Origin of the sequence: Posidoniimonas corsicana (assembly GCF_007859765.1) — a bacterium.
GTDB classification, from domain to species: Bacteria; Planctomycetota; Planctomycetia; order Pirellulales; family Lacipirellulaceae; genus Posidoniimonas; species Posidoniimonas corsicana.
The window spans coordinates 3619637-3639349 of the sequence record NZ_SIHJ01000001.1 but is presented as its reverse complement, the minus strand read 5'-3'; the positions used below and the strand labels follow the sequence as shown (position 1 = coordinate 3639349).

The 19713-nt window shown below is 63.2% G+C and carries 15 protein-coding genes, 1 tRNA gene and 1 rRNA gene; 4 read left to right on the top strand and 13 right to left on the bottom strand.

Translation table 11 applies throughout. The features are described from left to right. Positions 1 to 259: 259 nt before the first annotated feature. Both KOR34_RS13925 and KOR34_RS13920 read left to right on the top strand, forming a co-directional pair. A 16S ribosomal RNA gene (locus KOR34_RS13925) occupies positions 260 to 1785 on the top strand. Positions 1786 to 2062: 277 nt separating this feature from the next. Continuing rightward, complete coding sequence (locus KOR34_RS13920) at positions 2063 to 2554, top strand: VOC family protein (protein ID WP_146565168.1); 492 nt, start codon at positions 2063 to 2065, stop codon at positions 2552 to 2554. 11 nt (positions 2555 to 2565) lie between these two features. Here the strand turns inward: KOR34_RS13920 and KOR34_RS13915 are convergent, their stop codons facing one another. Next, positions 2566 to 3774 (bottom strand): hypothetical protein, encoded by a 1209-nt coding sequence (locus KOR34_RS13915; protein ID WP_146565167.1) that lies wholly within the window; start codon positions 3772 to 3774, stop codon positions 2566 to 2568. Positions 3775 to 4150: 376 nt separating this feature from the next. Here KOR34_RS13915 and KOR34_RS13910 point away from each other — a divergent pair, with 376 nt between their 5' ends. After that, a complete protein-coding gene (locus tag KOR34_RS13910) occupies positions 4151 to 5413 on the top strand; it encodes an ABC transporter substrate-binding protein (RefSeq protein WP_146565166.1) in 1263 nt (420 codons plus the stop codon). After that, positions 5413 to 7335, top strand: coding sequence for an ATP-binding protein (locus KOR34_RS13905; protein ID WP_146565165.1), 1923 nt, complete (start codon positions 5413 to 5415; stop codon positions 7333 to 7335). The genes KOR34_RS13910 and KOR34_RS13905 overlap by 1 nt, the downstream gene beginning before the upstream one ends. A gap of 12 nt (positions 7336 to 7347) precedes the next feature. Here the strand turns inward: KOR34_RS13905 and KOR34_RS13900 are convergent, their stop codons facing one another. From KOR34_RS13900 to rho, 12 genes are all read right to left on the bottom strand, one after another. Continuing rightward, complete coding sequence (locus KOR34_RS13900; protein WP_197531406.1) at positions 7348 to 8055, bottom strand: 3-keto-disaccharide hydrolase; 708 nt, start codon at positions 8053 to 8055, stop codon at positions 7348 to 7350. A 100-nt stretch (positions 8056 to 8155) separates the two neighbouring features. After that, complete coding sequence (locus KOR34_RS13895; protein WP_146565163.1) at positions 8156 to 9004, bottom strand: ABC transporter permease; 849 nt, start codon at positions 9002 to 9004, stop codon at positions 8156 to 8158. 2 nt (positions 9005 to 9006) lie between these two features. After that, complete coding sequence (gene modA / locus KOR34_RS13890; protein ID WP_146565162.1) at positions 9007 to 9810, bottom strand: molybdate ABC transporter substrate-binding protein; 804 nt, start codon at positions 9808 to 9810, stop codon at positions 9007 to 9009. After that, entirely contained in the window at positions 9807 to 10490 is a 684-nt protein-coding gene (locus tag KOR34_RS13885) for an ABC transporter ATP-binding protein (RefSeq protein WP_146565161.1), read from the bottom strand. The genes modA and KOR34_RS13885 overlap by 4 nt, the downstream gene beginning before the upstream one ends. Positions 10491 to 10607: 117 nt before the next feature. Beyond that, positions 10608 to 11378 carry a nucleotidyltransferase domain-containing protein gene (locus KOR34_RS13880; RefSeq protein ID WP_146565160.1) on the bottom strand — a complete coding sequence of 257 codons (771 nt, stop codon included), beginning with the start codon at positions 11376 to 11378 and terminating at the stop codon, positions 10608 to 10610. After that, complete coding sequence (locus tag KOR34_RS13875) at positions 11356 to 12117, bottom strand: ATP-grasp domain-containing protein (protein ID WP_146565159.1); 762 nt, start codon at positions 12115 to 12117, stop codon at positions 11356 to 11358. Before KOR34_RS13875 ends, KOR34_RS13880 begins: the two co-directional genes overlap by 23 nt. Then, entirely contained in the window at positions 12114 to 13079 is a 966-nt protein-coding gene (locus KOR34_RS13870; RefSeq protein WP_146565158.1) for a nucleotidyltransferase domain-containing protein, read from the bottom strand. Before KOR34_RS13870 ends, KOR34_RS13875 begins: the two co-directional genes overlap by 4 nt. A gap of 79 nt (positions 13080 to 13158) precedes the next feature. Further along, positions 13159 to 13746 (bottom strand): HAD family hydrolase, encoded by a 588-nt coding sequence (locus KOR34_RS13865; RefSeq protein ID WP_146565157.1) that lies wholly within the window; start codon positions 13744 to 13746, stop codon positions 13159 to 13161. A 202-nt stretch (positions 13747 to 13948) separates the two neighbouring features. After that, positions 13949 to 15025: a fatty acid desaturase family protein gene (locus tag KOR34_RS13860; protein ID WP_197531405.1), complete on the bottom strand. Its 1077-nt coding sequence runs from the start codon at positions 15023 to 15025 to the stop codon at positions 13949 to 13951. Positions 15026 to 15097: 72 nt separating this feature from the next. Continuing rightward, a complete protein-coding gene (locus KOR34_RS13855; protein ID WP_197531404.1) occupies positions 15098 to 17011 on the bottom strand; it encodes a VIT and vWA domain-containing protein in 1914 nt (637 codons plus the stop codon). 493 nt (positions 17012 to 17504) lie between these two features. Then, positions 17505 to 17587 (bottom strand) — tRNA-Ser (locus KOR34_RS13850). Positions 17588 to 17781: 194 nt separating this feature from the next. Then, positions 17782 to 19095 carry a transcription termination factor Rho gene (rho, locus tag KOR34_RS13845; protein ID WP_146565154.1) on the bottom strand — a complete coding sequence of 438 codons (1314 nt, stop codon included), beginning with the start codon at positions 19093 to 19095 and terminating at the stop codon, positions 17782 to 17784. Positions 19096 to 19713 lie beyond the last annotated feature (618 nt).

Sequence of the window (19713 nt, the reverse complement as noted above, 5' to 3'; positions counted from 1 at the left end):
GTTCTCCGGAATAATGTTGGGCTCCCCTGCGGGGGGGAGCTTCCTCTGGGAGCAAAGCGATCTTTGACAATTTGGTGAGTGAGAACCTCCTTGAGTCAGCCAAGACTGTATTTGATACAGGTTTGGCGGCAGGTTTGAGGGCAGGCCCCTTGGGTTTGTTCAACAATCTGCCACAAGACCAACAGAGTTAAGTAGCCAACCAAGCTACTTCAATGAATGGCTCTTTGGTCAGGGCTTCGGTCCTGATTAATGCATACATCAATTGAAGGGTTTGATCCTGGCTCAGAATGAACGTTGGCGGCATGGATTAGGCATGCAAGTCGAGCGAGAAGGGTCTTTTGCTTGCATTAGACCTGGACAGCGGCGAAAGGGTGAGTAACGCGTAGTTACGTGCCCCAGGGTCTGGAATAGCCTCGGGAAACTGAGGGTAATGCCAGATAATATCTCCGGATCAAAGGTGAGATTCCGCCCTGGGAGCGGACTGCGTCCTACTAGCTTGTTGGTGGGGTAATGGCCTACCAAGGCTGCGATGGGTAGCGGGCGTGAGAGCGTGGCCCGCCACACTGGGACTGAGACACTGCCCAGACACCTACGGGTGGCTGCAGTCGAGAATCTTCGGCAATGGACGAAAGTCTGACCGAGCAATGCCGCGTGCGGGATGAAGGCCCTCGGGTTGTAAACCGTGAAAGTAAGGAGGAAGGTCCTGTGAAGAGCAGGATTTGACCTATTTACAGTAAGGACGGGCTAAGTTCGTGCCAGCAGCCGCGGTAACACGAACCGTCCAAACGTTATTCGGAATTATTGGGCTTAAAGGGTGCGTAGGCGGCGTGTTAAGTCGGGTGTGAAATCCCACAGCTCAACTGTGGAACTGCGCCCGATACTGGCATGCTTGAGGGAGACAGAGGTAAGCGGAACTGATGGTGGAGCGGTGAAATGCGTTGATATCATCAGGAACACCAGTGGCGAAAGCGGCTTACTGGGTCTCTTCTGACGCTGAGGCACGAAAGCTAGGGTAGCGAACGGGATTAGATACCCCGGTAGTCCTAGCCGTAAACGATGAGCACTTGGTTGAGGGCCCCCCCATAGGCTCTTGGCCGTAGCGAAAGTGTTAAGTGCTCCGCCTGGGGAGTATGGTCGCAAGGCTGAAACTCAAAGGAATTGACGGGGGCTCACACAAGCGGTGGAGGATGTGGCTTAATTCGAGGCTACGCGAAGAACCTTATCCAGGCCTTGACATGTATGGATTAACCCTGTGAAAGCAGGGCCACGCCTTCGGGTGGAACATACACAGGTGCTGCATGGCTGTCGTCAGCTCGTGTCGTGAGATGTCGGGTTAAGTCCCTTAACGAGCGAAACCCTTATTGCTAGTTGCCAGCGAGTCATGTCGGGGACTCTAGCAAGACTGCCGGTGTTAAACCGGAGGAAGGTGGGGATGACGTCAAGTCCTCATGGCCTTTATGGCCTGGGCTGCACACGTCCTACAATGGCGCGTACAGAGGGAAGCGAACTCGCGAGAGTAAGCAAATCCCAAAAAGCGCGCCCCAGTTCGGATTGCAGGCTGCAACTCGCCTGCATGAAGCCGGAATCGCTAGTAATCGTGGGTCAGCATACCACGGTGAATATGTTCCTGAGCCTTGTACACACCGCCCGTCAAGCCACGAAAGTGGGGGGGGCCTAAAGTCGCTGAGCTAACTTCGGAAGCAGGCGCCTAGGGTCAACTCCGTGATTGGGACTAAGTCGTAACAAGGTAGCCGTAGGGGAACCTGCGGCTGGATCACCTCCTTTCTAAGGATAACTTAGACCAACTGAATGGCGACATTCAGTTGGAATAATGGGGACAGTCCTTGGTTGACCAGGAAGTTCTCTGTTAAATCAGAATCACTCACTGAATTGCTTTGATAGACCCGGCTTGGGGATTAGCCTTCCCAAGCCGGGTTTTTTTATGCGCCTACTCGAAGATCTCACGCCGAGTGGATTGCCCGTCCTGAGCCTGGTCCAATGATGGGCTGAACGCCGCTCAAAGGCGAGGCGGCATCCACCCATCCCAGGCGGAGGTTGTGCTATGAACCCGCATCTGCCCGAACAGCTATTCTCCAAATACGAGCAGGGCGCTCTCTCCCGTCGAGACCTGATTGCCAAACTGATTGGGCTGGGCGCGGCGATGGCCGCGGTCGAATGCCCTGCGGCGGAGCCCGCTGACGATTCCTCGCCGGTCTTCAAAGGGAAGGGGCTCGACCACATCGCGTTAAATGTGACCGACGTCGCACGTTCTCAAGATTTCTATGCAAAGCACCTAGGGCTGACCGTGCAGCGAGACGGAGGGGAGCAGCGTTGCTTCATGGGGCCGCCTGGGGGCGACTTTATCTTGGCGCTGTTCCGGTCGAACTCACCGGGCATGAACCACTACTGCTTTGGAATCCCGGGCTATCAGCCTGACGAGGCCATGGAGAAGCTGAGCAAGGCGGGCGCGAGGCCCCGCCGCGAGGGGGACCGGATCTACTTCCCAGACCCCGACGGGATCACGGTGCAACTCGCGAAATGGACGCCAACGTAGGGCGCGGTTGCTTATCGGGCAACCGCGACTGGCTGAACCCAGGCCTGCTTGAAGTCGCCTGGCTCGGAAGGGTTGGGATGGGGTGCGGACGAGGTCACCCGAGCGCGGACGTACAACTCGTCGCCAGCGAACGTATAGGTAGCCCGGGCGCCAACGCTCCGAGAGAGAATTTCGCCAACCTTCTCGCTGTACCGGCGGGTCGCCCGGAGCGGTTTGCCATCTTCGCCTACCACTGCTTCGCCAGTCAGGTCGACTCCTGCGCGTGTGCCGATGAACTCGATGGTGTAGCTCTCGCCTGGTTGCGGGTCGACCTCAACGGTGAGATCCTTCTCGCCAGCGGTGATCCGCTTGAGGGAGACCCCGCTCGAGGCATAGAAGTGGCCGCGTTCCATGGCTTGGATGAGCGGCCCCGCTTTTAACTCCTCGGCCAGTACTTGCACCCATCCGCGGCCCGGATTGCTTTTCCTGCTGGGGATCTCGTGGTAGTCATGGCCGTCATCGACCGCGATGCCGTACATGAGCGGAAGATCAAACACCGCCAGTCGGTGGGCGAGCACAATGTCCCAGATCTTCTCGGTCCCCGCGTGCTGGGCGTCCCCGTGGTTGTGAACCGACGGGTGCCCGTTGTAGACCTCAAAAAAACGCTCGCCCTGCACCCGCATGAGGTCCTCGGCCGTCACCGCGTAGCCGAAGTTCGGGTGGTTGAGGTGCACCAGCAGCGGCTGGCCGGTTTCTTCCCGCTGCTCGTTCGCGGCGCGCACGTTGTTCTGGATCGTCTCGAAAACGTCGCGCCCGTGCCGCGGGCGGATGAGCTTCTGGACGTTGCCGACGTTCAGGTGGATTGGCGCTTGCCCGAACGCGTCGCTGATCTCCTCGCCCTGGATCAGCAGAAAGCTCTCGGGTCGGTTAAGTTTCTCGGCTACTTCTGCGAACCGGCGTAGCCGCACCTCGGTCGCCCCGCCTGCTGACCGCTCCTCTACCCAGCCCGGAAAGAGTCGCTTGAGGCGTTCGAATGCGGGGCGCCCCCCTTTGGTTTGGTCGACGCGCTCCCATCGCTCGCTGTCGGCCAGCACGTTGTGGTCGGTAAAGACCAAGAAGTCATAGCCCTGGTCGCGGTACCAAACGGCGATCGATTCCAGGTAGTCATCACCATCGCTCCAGTGCGAGTGGGTGTGCAGGTTGCCGCGACGCCATTGCAGCCCCTCAGCTGCCTGTAACACGATTTCATCGGCTGAACATACGGCCGAAGGCATCGCGAAGATGCAGAAAACCAGTAAGCACCGGAGCACAAAGCACCTCGGAAGGGGGACTGGGATCGGACTTGATAAGGTGAACTCATCTTAGCAGTCGAGTGGACTGCGGGTTACTACCAGAACCAGCGCATCGGCCGGCCGCACACAGCCTTCACCAACGCTGCGAGGTTGCCCTCAGGGGGGCCGCACAACCGGCGCCTCCTGCTCAACCGTTGGGAACCGGCGGCCGGGTGCGGCAATCAACCAGGATAGGAATCTTGGCTGCCTTTGGGCCACCTATCCTTGTGCGTCGGTCCCTGGGTAGGGCTTACCGCCGAATCGAACTCTGCTGGGCATCACCTGGATGACGGTCTCTCGAAGAGCATTCCTGACGCAATCCGCCGGCGCCGCTTCGGGCCTGCTGCTCGGCCGCATCGCACCAGCCGCGCACATCCGTCGGCCGACCACGCTGCGGGTGTTGGGAACTGATGTCACGATGCAGGAGGACATCCGGCGCCAGGCGGAGCGGGACCTCGGCTTCAGCATCTCGTTTGAGGCGCGGGGGAGTGCGGGCGTGCTGCAGAAGGCCTCAACCCGCCCTGAGTCGTTCGACGTCTACGAGCAGTGGTCCAACAGCATCAAGGTGCTCTACCAGGCGAACGCGATCCAACCGATCGAGACGCAGCGGATCGGGAGGTGGGGCGAGATCAACCCCCTCAGCAAGACCGGTCGGCTGTCCGAGGACGTGAAGATTGGCGCCGGCGACGCCCCGCACACGCTGCTCCACGTCCAGCCAGACGGCGCCCTTGGGCCAACGCGGTCCGAAACGGTGAGCTTCGTCCCGTACGTCCACAACGTCGACTCTTTTGGCTACAACACGGCCCGCATCAAGCCGGGCACGCCGTACGAGTCGGAGAGTTGGGGGTGGTTGCTCGACCCTGCCCACCATGGCCGGGTGGGCCTGGTCAACGAGCCCGCCATCGGGATTTTCGACGCCGCGCTCGCCGCTCAGGCGCGGGGCCTCGTCAGCTTCGCCGATCTCGGCAATATGACGCGGGACGAGATCGACGCTCTGTTCGAGGTGCTCACCAAGCTCAGACGCGACGGCCACTTCGGCGGCATCTGGAACTCGGTGCCGCAATCGATCCGCTTCATGAGGTCCGGCCGCGTGGACATCGAGAGCATGTTCTCGCCGGCGGTGTCGGAGCTCAACGGGAAGGGGGTCCCGGTCCGCTACGCGGCGCCGAGTGAGGGGTACCGCGGCTGGCATGGCGTGCTCTGCCTGTCTTCTAAGTGTAATGGGGCAGCCAAGGACGCCGCCTACGACTACCTGAACTGGTGGCTTGAGGGATGGCCGGGCGCGTACATGGCACGGCAGGGGTACTATATCTCGATTCCCGAACGGGCGCGTGAGCACCTGTCGCCTGCCGAGTGGGACTACTGGTACGAGGGCCTGCCCGCACGCCGGGCGTTGCCAGGCGCCGATGGCCGCACCGCGGTGGACGCGGGCGACGTCCGCTCGGGCGGGTCCTACGCGGAGCGATTCGGGAACGTCGCGGTGTGGAACACCGTAATGGACTCCTATGAGTACAGTTTGATCCGTTGGTATGAGCTGCTGACATCCTGATGGCCGATCAATCTCAAGAGTCTGGTTTCGCGCTAAGCGTGTCGGGAAAAATCGGCGCGGGCTTCGCTATCGTGCTGGTGCTGCACTTGTCGATTGTTGCGCTCGGCCACTATGGCCTCGCACGCGCAGAAGCAGATCGCGCAGCCCAGGAGCGACTACGCACCCAGGTCGAAACTCTTTATCAACTTGACCACGCCGTTGGAGAGTTGCAGCGTAACGTGCTGCTCTACGCCTTCAGCGGTTATCGAGGCCCAGAGCACCGGGTAGTCGAGCTGCAGGACGAGCTCGGGAGGCTGCTCAAGTCGGTCAAGTCGGGCCCGGCAAACGCTGTGGTGGACCCCGAAGTGCTGACGCTGATGGTGTCGGGCCTGAAGACGCACCGCGAGATCTTCGCGTCGGTCGTCACCGACCGCGCACTGCGACGCACCCTGGTGGACGAAGAGTTGGCCGGCCTTGCCGAGCAGCTCGAGCAGTCGCTCGCCGCGGCAGCCGCTCCGGGCGAAGGCGAGCCGTTCGCTGCAGCGTTGTCGGCGTTCAAGTCTGCTCAGCTCAAGGCGATGCAGTTTGTGCACAGCCCGGATTCCGTTCGGGTTCACGCGGTGAAGCAGAGCGTCGCCGAGTGTGCGGCCCAACTTGGTAGGGTGACTGCCGCCGGAGCAGACCGGGACCGAATGATCGCGTTGTTGGCGAAGTACGAGTCGGCGTTTCTGAGGATGGTGCAGGTGACACGCGGGTACTTGCACCTGGTCAACGTAGTGCTTGCCGGCGAGGCGGAGGAATTCCGCCGGCTTGCCGAGACGGTCCGATCGCAATGCCTTAGCCACGCCGATCAGCTGTCGATGCACATGGCGGACCAGAGCAGTCGTTTTCGGCAGGCCAACAACTTCATCTCTGCGATGACGATTGTGCTCGGTGTCTTCGCTTCGTGGCTGATCGGACGCAACGTCGCGTCGTCGTTGAACGCCATCACGGCGACCCTGGTGAACCTGTCCAAGGGCGTCCGCTGCCGGCACATTCCCGGCATCGGACGCCGTGATGAGCTCGGCCGCATGGCCGCCGCGGCACAGGTTTTCAAGGATAAGGCCGAGCAGACCGAGATCCTCTTGGCCGAGGTGACCCGCATGAAGGACCTCGAACGCCGACTCGCGCACGCCCAGAAGATGGAGTCAGTGGGACAGCTTGCTGCGGGCATTGCGCACGAGATCAATACGCCGCTTCAATGCGTTACCAACAACATCGAGTACCTACGCCGCGAGATGGACGCCGTGCTCGGTGCATCGAACCCTCAGCATGCACGCGCATCCGAATCAGAGATCCCCGAGGCCATCGACGAGGCATCCGAGGCAGTTCAGCGTGTGGTCGAGATCGTGCACGCGATGCGGTGCATGTCGCACCCGGGAGCATCGGAGCTTGCGCCCACTGACGTCAACCAAACGATCGAGAACGCGGTGAAGATCTCACGCAACCACTGGAAGGAGCACGCGGAGGTCAAACTCGATCTGCAGGCAGAGTTGCCACAGCCGATGGCGGTGAGCTCTGAGCTCAACCAGGTCGTGCTGAACCTGGTGGTGAACGCCGCGGACGCGATCGGCGAGAAACGTGGCGAACGCGGCCCCCTCGGTCAGATCACTATCACCACCAGGGCCGAGTCGCGGCACGTCAGCATCGAAGTGGCGGACTCCGGCGCCGGTATCCCGGCGGAGGTGCTCCCCAAGGTGTTCGACCCGTTCTTCACGACGAAAGAGATCGGCGTAGGCAGCGGGCAGGGGTTGGCGCTGGCCTACAACGCAGTGGTGAACCGCCTAGGCGGGACGCTTGATGTCGACTCGGTCGAAGGGCAGGGCGCCGCGTTCCACATCCGCATCCCGCTGCAGTCGCGCGACACGCACGCTGTGCTCGACCACGAGGCTGTCTGCATCTAGCCCAGTCGGCTACTAATCCTGCTGGTCAAGGCGCCGCACCTTCACGTTGCGAAACCAGGTCGGGTCGATGGCGCCGTCCTTGCCGGCGTGGGCCTGGAGGGCGATCTGCCCCGAATTGAGCGTGCCGAATCGCTTCCAGGCGTTGAACTTCGACTCGGCCACCCGTTTCTTCCAGTCGCCGCCGCCAATCTCGGCGGACACCACCTGGGCGCCGTTCAGCCAGTGCTCCACCTTGCCATTGCGGACGACAATGCGGGACGTGTTCCACTCGCCTGCCGGCTTGGCCTTCGCGTCGGTCACCGGGTAGAGGGCGTACAGCGACGCGGTGGAATGAGGGTCGAAGTCATCGTTGCCCCAGCCCTTGTTGTCCAGCAGCTGGAACTCGGGCCCGGTCATGTAGCTGGCGCCCTCGCTCTCGTCGCAGAGATAGATCACGCCGGAGTTCCCGCCCTTTGAGATCTTCCAGTCGAAACGCAGCTCGAAGTCGCCGTACTTCTCTTTCGTGATCAGGTCGACGTTGCTCGACTTGTTGACCAGCACACCGTCCTCTACCGCCCAGCCCTTCGGAGAGCCCTTCTGCTTGTAGCCCTTCCAGGCTTCAAGCGAGTCGCTCGCCAGCAGATTGGTCCACTCCTCTCCCTCCTCGTGATGATCTGCCCCGGCGACGCCAACAACGGCCAGGATGACTGCAAGTGAAGCGAGTGCGGTGAATCGGAGCATGGTGGGCCTCGTGGGAGAGCGTGGTCGGAGGAGGAATAATCGCAACCGAGAACGGTCTAGGATAAGCATGCTGGCCCCCCGAGTCGACCATCCCGCTGAGCTAGGCAGCTCGGTCGCCGACCAGTCGAGCCAGGGTCAGCATCAGCACCGAGGCCGCGATCATCAGCAGGGACACCGCCACGGCGCCCCGCAGATTGCCGACGCTCAACTCAAGAAACACCGTGGTCGACAGCACCTCGGTCTTGCCGCGGGTCGCGCCGGCGAACACCAGCAGCGGGCCGAACTCGCCCATCGCCCGGGCCCAAGCCAGCAGTCCGGCCGTCAGCATGGCGCCGCGGACTTGAGGCAGCACCACCCAGCCGAACGCCTGCGATCGACTGGCGCCGAGCGACCGCGCCACTTCTTCCTGGCGGTGGTCCGTCTGGTCGAACGCTCCCCGCATCACCCTGATCGCGAACGCCGAAGCCACGACAAACTGCGCTAGGATTACCGCCGGCGTTTGGTACACGACCGCGTCTCGCAGCGGTGGCGGGAACCACTGCATCAGGACCAGCAGGCTCAGCCCCACCACCAGCGGCGGCAGCACGATCGGGATGTCCATCACGGCGTCCACGAGTCGTTTGCCCGGGAACGACCCGCGCGATAGCAGGTAGCCAATCGGCGTCGCGACCATCAGGGAAAGCAGGCTGCTGATCGTGCAGCTCACCAGCGTGAGGTGCAGTGAGTGCCGGATGTTGGGGTCCGCCAACGCCGCTGACAACGGACCCGGTCCGTTCGCCGCGTCTGCCTGCCCGCCCGGCAGTAGCGCGAACATGGCGTCGGCGGCTAGCATCGCCAGGAGCAACAGCACGTACGCCGCGCAAACCGTAGCCAACGCAATCCAGAACGCCGACAGCCGCGGCGCGTGGGCGTTGGTGGCTGTTTTGGTTGGACGATGGTGGTCGGTCATGGCTAATGGTCGCTGGCGCCGGCTGGCTCAAAGCCCCACTTTGCGAACTCGTGACGGCTCTTCTCGTTGTGTGATAGGTACCTGGCAAAGTCGCGGGCGTGCTCGGGGTGGTGACTGCCAGTCAGCACCGCGACACCGACCGCACCTTGGGCGGAGGACAACTCTGGCAGCCGGACCACGGACAGCGCTGGGTGCTGCGAGGCGACCGCGTCCCATACGATTCCGGCCTCCGCCGCGCCGAGCGCGACGTCATTCGCCACGTCGCCTACGGTTGGCTTGTAGACGCCCGATCGACGCACGGCGTCGTCGATCAGTTCCCAATTGCCGGCCGCCTGAAGGGCAGCGCGGGTGGCCCGCCCGATCGCCGCCTGATCCGGACTGCCGATTGACAACCGCAGCTTGGCTAGGTCGGCGATCGATCGGATCTGCCCCGCCCGTTCGGGCGAGGAAACGACCACGGCCGTCATCCGAGCGACTGGGGTTGCGTTGCCTGCCAGCCCTCGTTCACTTGCAGTAGACAGGTATACGTCGTCCGCGGCCAGGAAGAGGTCGCCAACGCGGGCGGCTTCGATCTGGCTCAGCAGCGTATTGGATCCGCCGTACTGAATGTTGATCCGGACGCCGTGCTCCGACCCGTACCGCTGGGCAATCGCCTCGATCGGCTTCCGCAGAGCGGCCGCGCAGTAAATGTGGAGCGAAGGCTCCTCGCCCACTACGCCCGGTGTTCCCGGCAGCAGCAGCACCAACACGGCTAGCGCCATCAAGCCCGCCGCCATTAGCCGGTAGAGCGGGTTGATGCGGCTCATCGCGTTACCTCGCCGTGCCCTAGGGCTGACGAGCGGCCGTTGGGTACGGTAGTCAGCCGGCCCCTCTTCATCTGAAGCCGCACGCCCGCTAGCCGTTCTGCCTCGCGCGAATTGTGCGTCACGTGCAGCGTGGTCACGCCCAGTTCGGCGTGTACGGCGGCCAGCAGGTCCGCGACCCCCCCGCGGGTTGCCTCGTCGAGTGCGGAGAGCGGCTCGTCGAGCAGCAGGACCTCCGGCTCGGACGCCAGCGCTCTGCCAATTGCCGTCCGCTGCCGCTCGCCTCCGCTGAGGCTGCCGGCCCGCCGACTCAGCATCGGGCCGATCCCCAGCCGCCTGGCGAGTTCGGCGACTCGGTCGTCGATTTCGCTGGACGGACGGCCGCGGACGAGCAGCGGGAAGGCAAGGTTCTGCCGCACGGTCATCGTGCTGAATAACGCCGCGTCCTGTGGTACGTAGCCGATACGGCGGTGCTCGACCGGCTCGTTGGTGAGGTCGCGCCCGTTGTTCCAGACCGTACCCGCATCGGGTCGACGCAGGCCGCAGATTACCTCGAGCAGCGTTGTCTTTCCCGAGCCCGTTGGACCCATCAGCACCGCGTAGACGCCCCGCGGCGCCTCGAAGCTCACCTCTCGCAGCGCAAACCCGCCCGCTTCCAGGCAGACATTCTCAAGTCGCAGCATGGCAGGCGGAAACCGGGACCCGAACGGTGTGAAACCCCCACTCTACCATGGATAGCCTCTCGGCCGCACCGCTTGGATCACACACTCTGTGCGAAGCCGTGCCGAGCGGGCCCCAAGTCAGCATCCCGAGATACGCAGCCGGACGAGCAGGTCGTTTAACGCCGCCTTGCCGGTCGCCTGTTCTGGCAGGGGCGACTTCTCCATGGCATACTCGAGCTCCGCTACCAACTTCGCATACTCCCGCTCGTGAAACTGGATGTCGGCCGCGTCGAGCCGTCCCTTCTCTGCCCCGGCCAGCTTCCGCTCAACCAGCTCACCGATGTACGGCAGTTGGGCCGTCTCGTTGAGCGTCAGCAGGTTGGCTTCAATCTCGCCGGTCCGCATCAGGTGGATGCCGGTGAGCAGCACCCGGTACACGTACAGCAGAGGCTTCACCCTCGGCGGCTCTTCTTTAAGAAACAGCTTCCATTGTGTCGCCGCGAATCCGAGGTAGTGGTGGCCATGGAACTTGGTGATGCAGTCCTTGGCGATTGCCTTCAGCTTTTCGTGCTCGGGCGTCGTGTAGACGACCAGGGGCGAAAGCAGCTGCTCTAGCACGTAGCCGTTCTTCTTCAGCATCAGGCCGAAGAACTTCTTGGCGTCGTGCGTGACAAGGTCCATTTCGAGGCCGTCATGGATGCCCTCCTTTTCTACCGTTTCTTCCCCGGGGTCCAGGCCGACGACTTGCTCTAGCGGCAGCAAGTGCACGCCACGCAGGTCAAAGTCGGAGTCGGCTGACGGGAAGCCATACAGGTGGGCCCCGCTGATCGTCGCGAAGACGAGCGGGTACGGATGGGCGTCAACCTGACGCTGCAGCTTGGTGTAGTCAATCGTTTGGGCGTTCATCACACCTTACCGTTGCCTTTTCTACGACATTCAGCACCTCATCGGGGTCGCAACCATAGATACCTGAGCCCCAGGCAGCGTTCGCTTCCACCACTGCCCAACCGCTGCCAACAATGGTCCCGACGTCGAGAACGATGGCACTTGGGGTTTTCACTCGGTCGTCATTCAGCACCGACTCAGCAAACGTCCTTGCATTAAGCAGTTCATCCCCGTTGGCGGAGAATCCATCGAGTTTGCTCAACTCCCCGTGTCTCAGGTAGGGTGAGGGCGTACGTACTTCACCATCTAGACAGAAGCAGCGGAACTCGGCTGCCCATTCGACAGGACTGGCCGCCAGCACTGACGTCGTCGGCTCATAGTCCGCCAGCAATGTGTCGACGCTGTCGTACACCTTTGCCGGAAACGACTTCTCATTAGGTGGCTTCAGAAACTTCGGAAGGTCCGCTACAGACACTTGCTCCAACGTCGTTAGCTCAATATCGCGGAGGCGGTATTCTTCAGGAAGCCGCGGTAGCCAATCGTCGGTCAACTCAACCAGCTTGATACCGATCTGGCTTGCCATTGCGGGAGCGAATAGCGACTCGATATAGACCAAGATCCGGTCTGCTTCGACCTCGGGAACGCGTATGCCACGTACCCGTTCAACAGACCAGGCACGTTCTATGGCGGCTCGCCAGATGAGCTGATTGTCTTCTGTGTTTCTCCACGAAATCAGCAGAGTGGTGGTTCGGTTGTTTGTCACGGCAGCTCCTCCTCCACGGCCAAACACCGTGCTTTAACCAAGAATTCGTTTACCCGTTCGTAGTCGGGTCGCTCGGGCAGGTCGGTCGATTCCAACGCCCGGTCGAACTCAGCGTGGAGCTGCTTCCGCCACGCCTCGATGTCGTTCCAGGGCATTTGTTCGCTCTTGATGGCGAACAGTCGCTCGCGGTGCTGGCCGACGTCGACCGGCACGAAGCCCGTGCGGAGCACGTGGATGCCCGACAGCAGCAGCCGAATGAGGTGCATCACGTGCTTCGGCTTCACGCGGCCCTGGTTGCGGAGGTCGGCCTGCATCCGCTTGAACTGCGACATCACGTAGCCGTTGTACGTCTGATAGACCAGCCGCGAGAGGAACGCGTCCCGCATGGCGAGCAGCTCCTCGGCGAGCGGCGTGGCGTGCTCGACCAACGGCGTGTATAGGCACTCCAGGATGTTCGGGTTCCCCTTCAGGGCCATGATGAGGAACTTTTGGAGCTCCCAGTAGCACTCTTCGCCTTTCCAGCCAACGGGGCCGTCATTCTCGAGCTGCTCCGGCACGCCGTACAGCGACCACTGCAACTCGGCAGGCGGCAGGTAGATGCCGCGACGGTCAGTATCCGACTCTTCCGTGTCGAGCCCGAACGCCCGGGAGCCGACCACGCAGCGGTAGATAACCCGGTCGAACAGCCCGTGCGTTGAGAGGGCCTTGTTGGAATCGTTGATCGCTCCTTGCTTGTACTCGGCCAGCAGCATCAGGTTGTGGTGGTGCAGCGGGGCCTCGAAGCCATCCGGGAAGCGAATCCGGTAAGAGTGGTGCCGGTCACGCGGCGAGCGGATCACCACGCCCACCGCCCCCGCCGGGTGCACAGCCTGCCCGTCGGACCCTTGCACCGCCTTGAGGGCAACGACCTGGGTCCCCACCGAGTAGATGAGGTTCGGGCTGTTGTGGACGCGGGATTTCATTTGATCTGGGCGTAGCGATGGATTCCGTAAGTCGTGATTTACTTCTCGACGTCCTCAACGCCACCGTTAGGAAGCCAACTCAGGTGGATTGTCTTGTCACCGAGTAGCGTTGAGCACTCTTCTGACTTCTCCAACCACGTTTCTCCAGCTTGCGAAAGTCTGCTTCATTTGCAAGCGAATGCAAGTAAGCCAGCAAACGCGGAAGCTCTTCGTCCTCCTCGTCTCCCTCGAACGGCTGCACGTACACCGCGTTGCCAAAGCTGCGAGCCATTTTGTCTGGCGTATCGTCAATGAAGAGGATGCGTTCGAGCGAGTACCCGAGCCGCTTAACTCTCTTGAGGTCTTTGACGTACACTGTCTCCATCGTCTCGCCGTGCCTACGAGGTGTACATCGATCGCGTGACCAAACGAACTTCCACTCGTAGCCAGCAGGGCAAGTCTCCTCAGCAATCTCACCGATGTAGTCGCTTGTCGCCGACGACCACACTGCTAGTTCAAACACTTCTGCAGCACCTGTCAGGAACTCTGCCAACCCCGGCCGACGGTAGACGTGGAACGGGCCGACGCGAAAATCGACGTCCCGGTGAAGCAAGACCTTGGAGCCGTAGATGAGGCACTCATCTAGGCCCAGAATCAGCAAGGCACGTTGTGGGACTATGTCCGTCATCCTACTCCCCAAGAAGCTCAGGCTGCATTCTCAGCCGCCTCGCGTGCCGCCTCACCCACACACCACATCGTCCATAGAGCCTCGACGAGTTGGCACTAATCTTTGTCCGCATATCGAAGCCTAACCACCATCAGTCGGCCCCTTGCGTACAGACACGCCTCCCAAGTAGGGCGTTCGCGCTAGCGCAGCTGCAGTTGGGGGACTACCGCGGCTTGCCGGGCCTGGCCGCGCCATCCGGCGTGGCCGGGTCGCCGGCCACCTCGCCGCTCATCAGCTCACTCATCACGCCGTGGTAGCCGCGGGTGAGGTGGGCGCGGGTGCGGAAATCGTGGTCTTGCATCAGCACACGATGCAGCCTCGCTAGGTTGGGACCCGGCACGCTGGGGAATAGGTGGTGCTCGAGGTGGTGGTTCACATTGAATGGCGCCACAAGCCACCGCTCCCACCACCGCGGCAGCACCGTGCGGGTGGCGCGGAGCTCCTCGCTGTTGTCGGCGCCAATGTGCTCGGCGGTGGCGCGGATTCGCAGAGAAAGGTTTACCAGCGTAATGCCCGGGATGAGGTACAACGCCATCAGCTTGGCGGTGACCCACGGCGCGGTGGAGAACCCCCACGCGAACAACGCGTACACGGCGGCCGTGTTCGCGACGTACAGCACGCGGTTCCACAGCGGGAACGCCGGCGACAGCGGGTCGCCGAGGTGTTTCCACGGCGCCCAGTGCTGGTACATCACCCAGCCGCGGTGCACGTTCAGGCCGGTGACGCTGCGGGCCATGACCGCGGCGAACTCGCGCGGGTTCTTGGGCCACTCGAACCAGTCGCTGTCGGTTCGCTGGGCCGCGAGGTCAATGTCGTGGTCGGTGTTGGTGAAGCGGTGGTGTTGGAAGTGCGTCTTGCGGTACAGGCTGGTGGCCATGCCGATGGGGAACGCCAAGAACAGATCTGAGACGAGATCATTCACCAGGCGGTTCTTGTACAGCAGGTAGTGCACCGCGTCGTGCACCAGCACGCCCATCGCCACCAACCGCGACGCCACCACACAGCCGGCGATTAGGTAGACCCACCACCGCGGCGCAACGACCGACCAGGCCATCACGGCCATGATAGGCAGCCAGATGCCGGCGATCAGCAGCGTGGTGCGCCAGCCGTTAACGCGCGAAAGCTTTCGGACCTGGTCGATGTGCCGCGTGCGGGGAAACCGTCCCCGGGTGGCGGCCGACTCGGCGTCGGACGGCTGCACGGCTTTCGGGTCGCGCTCGACCTGCGTCTTCGGGGACACGATTGGCGACATTGCTGGCGGAGGAAGTTGGGGCGGGCGGACCCTCCCATTTTACCAGCCCACGGGCCGCCGTCACGCACTCCTCCGCTGTCGTCTTAGGAGCAGCGGCGCCGCACTCAGCAGCAATAGAGCGGTCGAAGGCTCGGGGGTGATAGTCTGCTGCTGCGGCCCCTGGGTCGGCTGGGCGGCGGTTTGCTCGTCCTGCGGCTTGGGCCCAACGCTTGCCAGGGAGACCTCACGGAGCCGCTCGAGCCGCGCCTCCAACTCGGCGCGCCGCTCGCGGTCCTGCTCCAGGCGGCTCGCATTCTTCCGATCGATCTTCCAGCGGCGGTACTCATCGTCGTTCTCCAGGACAATAAGCGACGTGTACTCCGTCACGATGGAGTACTCTTCCGCCAGTCCGACGACCTGATCGACCACGCGGTCGCGGGCGCCGTTGCGGTCCGCCTGCTTTAGTAGCGCCTCGATCTGGCGCTGGGCCCACATACGCTGGATCTCTGGATTCTTGCCGTCGCCCGCGTCGAGCGTTGCACGCTGCTGGTAGGGGCGACCGCGGACCTCGGCGTCGACGGTCACGCGGAACGGGCCGTCGCCGCGGTGCCGCCCGTACACACGCACCGGCGCGCCGTGGTAGAGGTTCGGCACAACACTCGGAGTGACGTCGTACACGTTGACGCCATCGACTGTGACGCGGACGTTGGTGGCCGCGGGGCGGGTCAGCTTGCGGCGGAACGCCTGCGCCTGGCGGTCAAAGTCGTCGCCCTCAGAAAGGAACGCCGCAACGCCTCCGGCGTCTTCGGCGAGCTGCGCGAGCAGCGGGCGGTCGACCTCGTTGCCGACGCCGATGGTGAAAACGGTGGCGTTCGCCGGCCGCGCTTGGATGAGCCGCAGCAGCTCGGCACGGTCGCGCTGCTCGGTCATGCCGTCCGACAGCACCACGACATTCAGCTGTCGGTCGGGGTCGGCGTACTTGTAGGCCGCCTGCATCGCGTGGCGGAGCACGGTGCCCCCGCTGGCCTGCTGAGAGAGCAGGAACTCGCGGGCACGGCCGAGGGTGTCCGCGTTAGCGGGCGCAAGCCCGCCGAACAACGGGTTGGGGCGCAGGTTGAAGGTCATCAGCTCGACGCGGTCTTCCGGCGCCAGCGTCTGGATGAACGACGCGATCGACTCGCGCGAAAGGCTCAGCTTCTGGCCGAACGCCATGCTGCCGCTCACGTCCAGCAGAAACACGTAGTCTGCCGGCTCGTTGTGCTCCGACAGCTCGTCACCGGCGGTGAGGGTGAGCATGAAGAACCCATCCTCGCCGCTAGGCCGTGATGTGATCAGGTCGACGCCGGTGTGCTCCCGGCGGGTCTGGTACGAGACGACAAAGTCGCGCGACAGGTCGCCGCCGTTGGTTTCGTAGCTCGCCTCGTAGAAGCCGGGAGAATTCTCGACGACCACCACTTCGTCGCCGTGGCTGGGGCTGTCCATCGCCGCGATGGGCGTCTCGCTCAGCACACGCAGCGCGAGCGAGAGCCTGCCGGTGGTCCGCGAGTCGCCGCCGGCCTGCGCCGAAGTCGCTAGCGGGTAGGTGTAGGTAGCGCGATCGGCGTCGAACGAGAGCTCCTGGTAGTAGCTGATGCGGACCCGTTGCTCGGCGCCGGCGGCGATCGGGAAGATCCGCATCTCGAAGGTCTTGTAGTCCTTCTGTTCCAGGAGGCCCGGGTCGACGTTCACGCGTTTGTAACTCTCATAGATCTCGCGTGCTCGCTTCTTCTCGACGACCTCGCCGATCATCTCCTTGCCGTTGATCCACATACTGAAGTTGGCTACCGACGCCCCGTTGGGCACGGGGAACACGTACAGCGCTTCGACCTGGCGATCCTCGGTGTTGCGAAACACCTGCTCGACCTCGGTCACCGCGACGCCGTTGTTGATGGTGACCTGCACAACGTGCTCTTGCACCTCGAGCCGGCCCCCCAGTCCGCCGTCGGCGATCAGCATGCCTGCCGCCTGGCATGCAGTCGGAGGAGCGGCGCCCACAAGCAACACAGCAGCGGCAAGCAGAGACCCACAACGATGAGCGCGTAGCATCCGCGTACTCCTTGCCCAAGCCGGCAGACCGCCCGGGCGGTAAGAGAATGCCGGCTGGCGCAACACGGCGCGCCGCCAGCGGAACTGAATCATTTCAGTCTCGGGTCACACCACCTGCGGCGCGCCGGCTTATAGAGAGCCGGAGGAGATACCGAACGCGATGGGTACAAGAGTCGTTACGGATTCCCCAACCCGTGGTTCACGACCCGGCCGATACTTTTCTCAGAATTGTCTTGAAGAGCTTCGGCGGCGCCCGCGTAGGCGCCGCTCAGCAAGAGGTTCGCCAACCATCGCAGGGTTATTGCGACGATCTCAGTACGCTGCCACCGCCAATCGGCGAGGCGTCGGCGCCCCTTTCGAGCGCCCGGCGTTGGCCCGAGACTCAGGCCAGAGAAAGAAGAAGCGGAGGGCACGGGACTCGAACCCGCAACCGGTTGCCCGGCACCTGAATTCCAATCAGGCCGCTAGCCAATTCGCCTACCCTCCGGATGCCTGACGGCCTCGACTTGGTGGAGCCAAGATCTCGCCAAGCGAGGTGCTTCGGCTCTCGTAGCGCTGGGGCCCAGGAAGGCCACGCGAACGATTGGGAAGCCGAGACAGGATTGTCGATTGCGGGCCCGTTTCGTGCAAGAGCCGGCTTGCCCGGAATCTGGGGTCCGCAACCGACGACCCGTACTTTCTTAATCGACCGCCTGGGCGCCCTGGATGAGCATGATGAACTCGTCGTTGGACTTGAACTTGCCCAGCTTGGTGGTCAGCTGCTCCATGGCGTCGATGTGGTGCATGCTGGAGAGCGTGCGGCGGAGAGCCGTGGCCGCGTGCAGCGACTCGGGCGGCAGCAGCTTCTCCTCGCGGCGGGTGCCCGACTGCTCGATGTCGATCGCCGGCCAGATGCGGCGGTCGGCCAGCTTGCGGTCCAGCACCAGCTCCATGTTGCCCGTGCCCTTGAACTCCTGGAAGATGAGTTCGTCCATCCGGCTGCCGGTGTCGATCAACGCGGTGCCGACGATGGTCAGCGAGCCGCCCTCTTCGAACGCGCGGGCGGTGGCGAATAGCTTCTTGGGCACGTCCATCGCCTTGATGTCGACGCCGCCGGACATGGTGCGGCCGGTGTTGCCGACCCACTTGTTGAACGCGCGGGCGAGCCGGGTGATAGAGTCCATCAGCAGGAACACGTCGCGGCCCATCTCGGTCAGGCGCTTGCAGCGTTCGATGGTGAGCTGCGACAGGCGGACGTGACTTTCGACGTCCTGGTCGAGGCTGCTGGCGAACACCTCGCCACGGACGCTCCGCTTCATGTCGGTGACTTCTTCGGGACGCTCGTCAATGAGCATCACCATCATCGCCACGTCGGGATGGTTCTCTGACACGGCGCGGCTGACCTGCTGCATCAGCACGGTCTTGCCGGTTCGGGGGGGAGCGACGATCAACGCACGCTGGCCCTTGCCGAGCGGCGTGAGCAGGTCCATTACGCGGGTGCTGAGCGGCTCGGGGCCGGTCTCTAGCTGCAACCACTCTTCGGGCGTGATCGGGGTGAGGTCGTCAAACGATTTGACCTTCAGGTAGTCGTCCGGCGCCATGCCGTCGACGTCCAGCAGCTCCTTGAGCCGCGGCCCCTGGCCGCGGCGGTGGTGCTGCACCATGCCCGAAAGCAACAGGCCCTCGCGGAGCCCGTACTTCTCGATCATCGTGCCGGGCACGAAGGGGTCGGTGCGTTCGCGGGTGAAGTTGTTCGAGGGGGAGCGGAGGAACCCATAACCGTTGGGGTGCATCTCCAAGACGCCCGATCCAGGCGTTAGCTCCAGCCCGGCCCCATTGTCGTCGCCCGGGAAGTTGTCCCGACGCGGGTCCTGGTTCTGCTGGTTGTAGCCGCCGCCACGGCGGCGGTTGCCGCGGTTCGAGCCGCCGCGGCCTCGGTTGTTGTTGTAACCGCGGCCCTGCGAGCGTTGGTTGTTCCGGCCGCGGTTGCGGCCGCCGCTGTTGTTCTTCGCCATCAAATCAATAACTCAAGAAGGAAGCAGTCTGCCCCGGATGCTGCACCCGGGCGCCCGGATCGGGTCCGGGCTGGTAAGGCGTGGTTTCTCGGCAGGCGTGAGCCGCGTCCAGGTTTCCGGGCCGCAGGCCTGAGGGCGTGGGGGCCGGCGCCGCCGGATGAGGACGGCCGCTGCGACCAGCGATTGCGGGGTTGCCGCTGCCGGCCTGCCGGACGAAAGAGCAAGCTTGCCGAAGGCTGTCGCGTCGTGCAGAGGTGGCACGTCCGCGGGGAGCCAAACTCCTCTGTGAGAGAGGCCTCCGGGGGGCGATCCGCCCGCCCGGACAAAATGGGTTCCTAACGTTTAGGCGCGTTTTTGTGTTGATCGTCGCCAGCAATACAGGCGACACGGACCCGCCGGGGCCAACACCCCGCAGCAGGCTGGCCAGTGCAACGTGGCCATTGCAAAACGCCGACTGGGGGCGTGAGTCGCGGCCGCAGGGTCTTGCCCAACCCGCACGGCCTGCCCACCAGCGGTGGCGTCAGCCCAAAGACAAACGACGTCCCACGGCAGTCGTCCCGAAGGTTCTAGGCGACCCCGCAGAGACGCGGCACGCCCAAGCACGCCCTTGGGAAGAGC

Bases quoted from the DNA above. Each gene is read 5' to 3' on its own strand.
- KOR34_RS13920 (WP_146565168.1), top strand. From the start codon at position 2,063: ATGAACCCGCATCTGCCCGAACAGCTATTCTCCAAATACGAGCAGGGC.
- KOR34_RS13910 (WP_146565166.1), top strand. From the start codon at position 4,151: ATGACGGTCTCTCGAAGAGCATTCCTGACGCAATCCGCCGGCGCCGCT.
- KOR34_RS13905 (WP_146565165.1), top strand. From the start codon at position 5,413: ATGGCCGATCAATCTCAAGAGTCTGGTTTCGCGCTAAGCGTGTCGGGA.
- KOR34_RS13900 (WP_197531406.1), bottom strand. From the start codon at position 8,055: ATGCTCCGATTCACCGCACTCGCTTCACTTGCAGTCATCCTGGCCGTT.
- KOR34_RS13895 (WP_146565163.1), bottom strand. From the start codon at position 9,004: ATGACCGACCACCATCGTCCAACCAAAACAGCCACCAACGCCCACGCG.
- modA (WP_146565162.1), bottom strand. From the start codon at position 9,810: ATGAGCCGCATCAACCCGCTCTACCGGCTAATGGCGGCGGGCTTGATG.
- KOR34_RS13885 (WP_146565161.1), bottom strand. From the start codon at position 10,490: ATGCTGCGACTTGAGAATGTCTGCCTGGAAGCGGGCGGGTTTGCGCTG.
- KOR34_RS13870 (WP_146565158.1), bottom strand. From the start codon at position 13,079: ATGAAATCCCGCGTCCACAACAGCCCGAACCTCATCTACTCGGTGGGG.
- KOR34_RS13865 (WP_146565157.1), bottom strand. From the start codon at position 13,746: ATGACGGACATAGTCCCACAACGTGCCTTGCTGATTCTGGGCCTAGAT.
- KOR34_RS13855 (WP_197531404.1), bottom strand. From the start codon at position 17,011: ATGCTGATCGCCGACGGCGGACTGGGGGGCCGGCTCGAGGTGCAAGAG.
- rho (WP_146565154.1), bottom strand. From the start codon at position 19,095: ATGGCGAAGAACAACAGCGGCGGCCGCAACCGCGGCCGGAACAACCAA.